The sequence below is a fragment of the Phenylobacterium aquaticum genome, from assembly GCF_947378715.1.
GTDB classification, from domain to species: Bacteria; Pseudomonadota; Alphaproteobacteria; order Caulobacterales; family Caulobacteraceae; genus Phenylobacterium; species Phenylobacterium aquaticum_A.
Genome location: NZ_CANCLE010000217.1, coordinates 1 through 5160 on the forward strand (window position 1 = coordinate 1; position 5160 = coordinate 5160).

Genomic DNA, 5160 nt, shown 5'->3' on the forward strand with positions numbered 1-5160 from the left:
GGGATGGCGGGGCCCTCGCGCCCTTGCCTTCCCGCCGGGTTTGACGTATTCACCCGCCCCTTCGGAACCGCCTGGCCCAAAGGCATGCCATGGCGGTTCATCAATACGCCCAGAGGACGGGGCCGTAAGGCTCCGACGTGAAATGCCCAAACTGAAGACGAAGTCAGGCGCTAAGAAGCGCTTCAAACTGACGGCGACTGGTAAGATCAAGGCCGGCGTCGCCGGCAAGCGCCACCGCCTGATCAGCCACAATTCGAAGTACATCCGTCAAAACCGCGGTACGAAAGTGATGAGCTCTGCTGATAGCAAGACCATCAAGTCGTACCTGCCCTATGGCCTTTGATCGGGAGTACTGACACATGGCTCGCGTTAAACGGGGCGTAACCGCCCACGCCAAGCACAAGAAGGTTCTGGCTCAGGCCAAGGGCTTCTACGGTCGCCGCAAGAACACCATCCGCACCGCCAAGGCGGCCGTGGACAAGGCCGGACAGTACGCCTACCGCGACCGCAAGGTCCGTAAGCGCAGCTTCCGTTCGCTGTGGATCCAGCGGATCAACGCCGCGGCCCGCCTTGAGGGCTTCACCTATTCGCAGTTTATCTTCGGCCTTGATCAGGCCGGGATCGAGATCGACCGCAAAGTCCTGTCGGACATCGCGGGCGCTGATCCGGTTGGTTTCAAGGCCATCGCCGACAAGGTTCGCGCCGCGCTGGCCTAAAGCCTCGGGAGTTTTCTCCCCTGCTTTGCAAAGCCCTCCGGCCGATCCGCCGGAGGGCTTTTTGCTGCCCTCTTTCCGCGCCTGACAGCTCCCTCTAAACGGCATCCGTCATGACCGATATCACCACCCTCGAGGCCGACATCTCGGCCGCCATCGCCGCCGCGGCGGACGCCGCCGCCCTGGAGGCCGTCCGGGTCTCCGCGCTCGGCAAGTCCGGCTCGATCTCAGAGCTGCTCAAGTCGCTCGGCGGCATGAGCCCGGACGAGCGCCGCGAGCAGGGGCCGAAGATCAACGGCCTGCGCGACCGCATCCAGGCCGCCATCGCTTCGCGCAAGGCCGATCTGGAAGCCGCCGAGCTCGACGCCCGCCTGGCCGCCGAGCGGGTCGACCTGACCCTGCCGGCCCCGCCCCGCCGCAAGGGCTCGGTGCATCCGACCATGCAGGTCATGGACGAGATGATCGCCGTCTTCGCCGAGATGGGCTTCTCGGTCGCCGAAGGTCCGGACATCGAGACCGATTTCAACAATTTCACCGCGCTGAACTTCCCGCCCAAGCACCCGGCGCGGGAGATGCACGACACCTTCTTCCTGCCGGAAGACGAGCACGGCGAGCGCAAGGTGCTGCGCACCCATACGAGCCCCGTCCAGGTCCGCGTGATGCACGCGGTCAATGAGAAGGTCCCCGCCTGGGTCGCCAACGGCCAGGAGCCGCCGATCCGGGTGATCGTGCCCGGCCGCACCTTCCGCAAGGACTCAGACCAGACCCACACCCCGATGTTCCACCAGATCGAAGGCCTGGTGATCGACAAGGGCATCCACATGGGCCACCTGAAATGGACGCTGGAGACCTTCATCGCCCGGTTCTTCGAGACCTCGGCGGTCGAGACCCGCTTCCGCCCGCACCACTTCCCGTTCACCGAGCCCAGCGCCGAGATGGACGTGAAGTGCGACCGTTCCGGCGGCGAGGTGAAGATCGGCCAGGGCGAGGACTGGCTGGAGATCCTCGGCTGCGGAATGGTGCATCCCAATGTGCTGCGCAACTGCGGGCTTGATCCCGACGTCTGGCAGGGCTTCGCCTTCGGCTGCGGCGTCGATCGACTCGGCGTGCTGAAATACGGCATGCCCGACCTGCGCGACATGTTCGCCTCCGACGCCCGCTGGCTGGCCCATTACGGCTTCTCGGCGTTCGCCGCGCCCAACTCCGCCACCGGCCTGAGCTGAGAGAGGATAGACCCATGAAATTCACCCTCTCCTGGCTCAAGGAACACCTGGACACCACGGCGTCCGCCGCCGAGGTGGTCGAGGCCATGACCATGGCCGGCCTTGAGGTCGAGCATGTCGAGGATCCGGCCGCGAAGCTCGCCGCCTTCTCGGTCGCCAGGATCGTCGAGGCAGTCCAGCACCCCAACGCTGATCGCCTGCGCGTCTGCCAGGTCGACACCCGCGACGGCCGCAAGGAGATCGTCTGCGGCGCGCCCAACGCCCGGGCGGGCCTGACCACCATCTACGCCCCGATCGGCGCCTTTGTGCCGGGCCTGGGCGTGACCCTGGTCGAGAAGCCGGTGCGCGGCGTGGTCTCCAACGGCATGCTCTGCTCGGCCTCCGAGCTGGAGGTCGCCACCGAGTCCGACGGCATCATGGAGCTGGCCGACAGCCTGGCGGTCGGGACCTCGGTCGCCGCCGCGCTCGGCCTGGAAGCCGTCATCGACTTCGAGGTCACCCCCAACCGGCCCGACTGGCTGGGCGTCGTGGGCATCGCCCGCGATCTGGCCGCCGCCGGCCTGGGCAAGCTGAAGGACATTTCGGTCGCCCCGGTGGCCGGCAAGTTCCCCTGCCCCATCGACGTGAAGCTCGACGGCACGGACGCCTGCCCGGCCTTCGCCGGCCGGCTGATCAGGGGCGTGAAGAACGGCCCTTCACCGGCCTGGCTGCAGCAGCGCCTCGCCTCGGTGGGCCTGCGCTCGATCAACGCCCTGGTCGACGTCACCAACCTGATCTCCTACGACCGCGCCCGGCCGCTGCATGTCTATGACGCGGCCAAGCTCAGCGGCGATTTCCTCAAGGCCCGGCTGGGCCATGCGGACGGCGAGAGCGTGCTGGCGCTCGACGGCAAGACCTATCAGGCGACCTCGGAGATCTGCGTAATCGCCGACGGCTCCGGCGCCATCGGCCTGGGCGGGGTCATGGGCGGCGAGACCACCGGCTGTTCCGAAGCCACCACCGACGTCTTCGTCGAGAGCGCCTGGTTCGATCCGATCCGCACGGCCCAGACCGGCCGCAGCCTGGGGATCACCTCCGACGCCCAGTACCGCTTCGCCCGTGGCGTCGACCCGGAAAGCCTGAAGCCCGGCGTGGAGCTGGCGACCAAGCTGATCCTCGAGCTTTGCGGCGGCGAGCCCTCAGAGCTGGTCTATGTGGGCGAGGCGCCCTCGGCCCCCGGCCCCATCGCCTTCGACCGGGCCTATGTCCGCCAGCTGTCGGGCCTGGAGATCGGACCCGAGCGGATCGACCAGATCCTCGCCGACCTTGGCTTCAAAGTCGAACCCGCCCAGGTCACCCCGCCGTCCTGGCGGCGTGACGTCGAGGGCAAGGCCGACCTGGTCGAGGAAGTGGCGCGGATCGAGGGCTATGGCGCCCTGCCCGCCACCGCCCTGCCAGAGATCGCCAAGCCGGCCGGCGGCGTGCTGACCGTGCGCCAGGGCCGGGTGCGTACCGCGCGCCGGGCCATGGCCGCGCGCGGCTATGCCGAGACCATCACCTGGAGCTTCACCAAGCGCGAGACCGCCACGCTGTTCGGCGGCGGCCAGCCGGAACTGGTGGTCACCAATCCGATCGCCTCGGACCTCGACTGCATGCGCCCCTCGGCCCTGCCCAATCTGATCGAGGCGGCGGGCCGCAACGCCCGGCGCGGCTTCCCGGACGTGGCCCTGTTCGAGATCGGCCCGCTCTATCGCGGCGACCGCCCTGAGGACCAGGCGACCACGGTGACGGCCCTGGTCGCCCCCCACGCGCCCCGCCGCTGGGACGGCGCCAAGACCGACCCCTTGTTCGAGCTGAAGGCCGACCTGATCAGCCTCCTGGAAGACCTGGCCGGCCCGAACCTGCAGACCGTGCAGGGGTCGAACGCCGACTGGTGGCACCCTGGTCGCTCAGCCCGGCTGCAGCTGGGTCCCAAGACCGTGGTCGCCGAATTCGGCGAGATCCATCCGCGCATCTGCAAGGCCCTGGATGTCGAGGGCCCGCTCTACGCCTTCGAGCTCAACCTCGACCTGCTGCCGGAGCCCAAGCGCAAGGCCACCAAGACCAAGCCGGCCCTGGAGCTCTCGCCGCTGATGCCGCTCACCCGGGACTTCGCCTTCCTGGTCGAGACCAAGGTCGCCGCCGGCGAGGTGGCGCGGCCGATCCTGGGCGTCGACAAGGCGTTGATCTCCGACGCCCGGGTGTTCGACGTCTATCAGGGCCAGGGCGTGCCTGACGGCTTCAAGTCGGTGGCCGTCGAGGTCATGCTGCAGCCCCGGGACAAGACCCTGACCGACGCTGAGATCGAGGCCCTGTCGGCCCGGATCGTGGCCGTGGTCGACAAGGCCGTGGGCGGCAAGCTGCGGAGCTAAAGCTCCGTGGCGATCCCCTCCAGCCGCACCAGGATCCCCGGCCAGCCGGAGCCCATGCCGCGGAAGCCGCCCTCGTCCTGGGGCCGGAAGCCGCTCTGCTCCATGCGAACCCGCGTGCCGCCTTCGGCAGGCGTCAGGGTCCAGGTGACCACGGTCTTCAGGCCGTCTGCAGCCTGTTCGCCCGAGGCGTTCCAGCTGTAGGCCAGCCGGTGCGGCGGTTCGAGCACCAGCACCTCGCAGTCGGTCACCCCATTCCAGCCCATGACCGGGGTGGCGCGGAAGTTGAACCTGTGGCCCACCACCGGAGCGAAATCGTTGGCCATCAGCCAGCGGGCGATGAGGTCGGAGCTGGTCAGCGCCCGCCAGATCTTCTCCGGCGGATGGGCCATGACGCGCTCCTCGACGAGGGAGCGCAGGGCGGGGATCTCGGTCATCAGTCCATGTCCTTGAGCAGAGCCTCAAGCTGGTCGAACCGCTCGGGCCAGAAAGTGGAATAGTGGGCGAACCAGTCGAGCAGCGGGGCCAGCCCCGCCGGCTCGGCGCGGTAGTGCGCGCGCCGCCCCTCGCGTCGTTCCCGCACCAGGCCCGCGATCTTGAGCGCCGCCAGATGCTGCGACACCGCCGGCTGGGAGACGCCGGCGCCCCGGGTCAGGACACCGACGGTCAGTTCGCCTTCGCGGCTCAGGCGCTCGAACACCGCCCGCCGGGTAGGGTCCGACAGCGTTCGCATCAATAGGGTCACCGCGATCTCATGCATAGGCCATTTCATAAGTCATGACTTATGAATGAGTCAATCTGCGGTCCCTGGCCTTCCGCTGGGTGAATCTTGGCGGG

At 68.2% G+C, this 5160-nt stretch carries 6 protein-coding genes; 4 read left to right on the forward strand and 2 right to left on the reverse strand.

Going from position 1 to position 5160, the window contains the following annotated elements:
- Positions 1-142 precede the first annotated feature (142 nt).
- The 4 genes from rpmI to pheT all read left to right on the forward strand — a co-directional run bounded on the left by rpmI (position 143) and on the right by pheT (position 4326).
- Positions 143-343, forward strand: a complete 201-nt coding sequence (gene rpmI / locus Q7P21_RS19175; RefSeq protein ID WP_304164983.1) for a 50S ribosomal protein L35 — start codon at positions 143-145, stop codon at positions 341-343.
- Positions 344-359: 16 nt separating this feature from the next.
- Complete coding sequence (gene rplT, locus Q7P21_RS19180) at positions 360-716, forward strand: 50S ribosomal protein L20 (protein WP_304164979.1); 357 nt, start codon at positions 360-362, stop codon at positions 714-716.
- A gap of 110 nt (positions 717-826) precedes the next feature.
- Positions 827-1936, forward strand: a complete 1110-nt coding sequence (pheS, locus tag Q7P21_RS19185) for a phenylalanine--tRNA ligase subunit alpha (protein ID WP_304164976.1) — start codon at positions 827-829, stop codon at positions 1934-1936.
- Positions 1937-1950: 14 nt separating this feature from the next.
- Positions 1951-4326, forward strand: coding sequence for a phenylalanine--tRNA ligase subunit beta (gene pheT / locus Q7P21_RS19190; RefSeq protein ID WP_304179706.1), 2376 nt, complete (start codon positions 1951-1953; stop codon positions 4324-4326).
- On the opposite strand, the gene Q7P21_RS19195 is transcribed toward pheT, so the two are convergent.
- Both Q7P21_RS19195 and Q7P21_RS19200 read right to left on the reverse strand, forming a co-directional pair.
- Positions 4323-4760, reverse strand: a complete 438-nt coding sequence (locus tag Q7P21_RS19195; RefSeq protein ID WP_304164971.1) for an SRPBCC domain-containing protein — start codon at positions 4758-4760, stop codon at positions 4323-4325. The genes pheT and Q7P21_RS19195 overlap by 4 nt on opposite strands.
- Positions 4760-5083, reverse strand: a complete 324-nt coding sequence (locus tag Q7P21_RS19200) for an ArsR/SmtB family transcription factor (RefSeq protein WP_369685442.1) — start codon at positions 5081-5083, stop codon at positions 4760-4762. Before Q7P21_RS19200 ends, Q7P21_RS19195 begins: the two co-directional genes overlap by 1 nt.
- Positions 5084-5160: the final 77 nt, after the last annotated feature.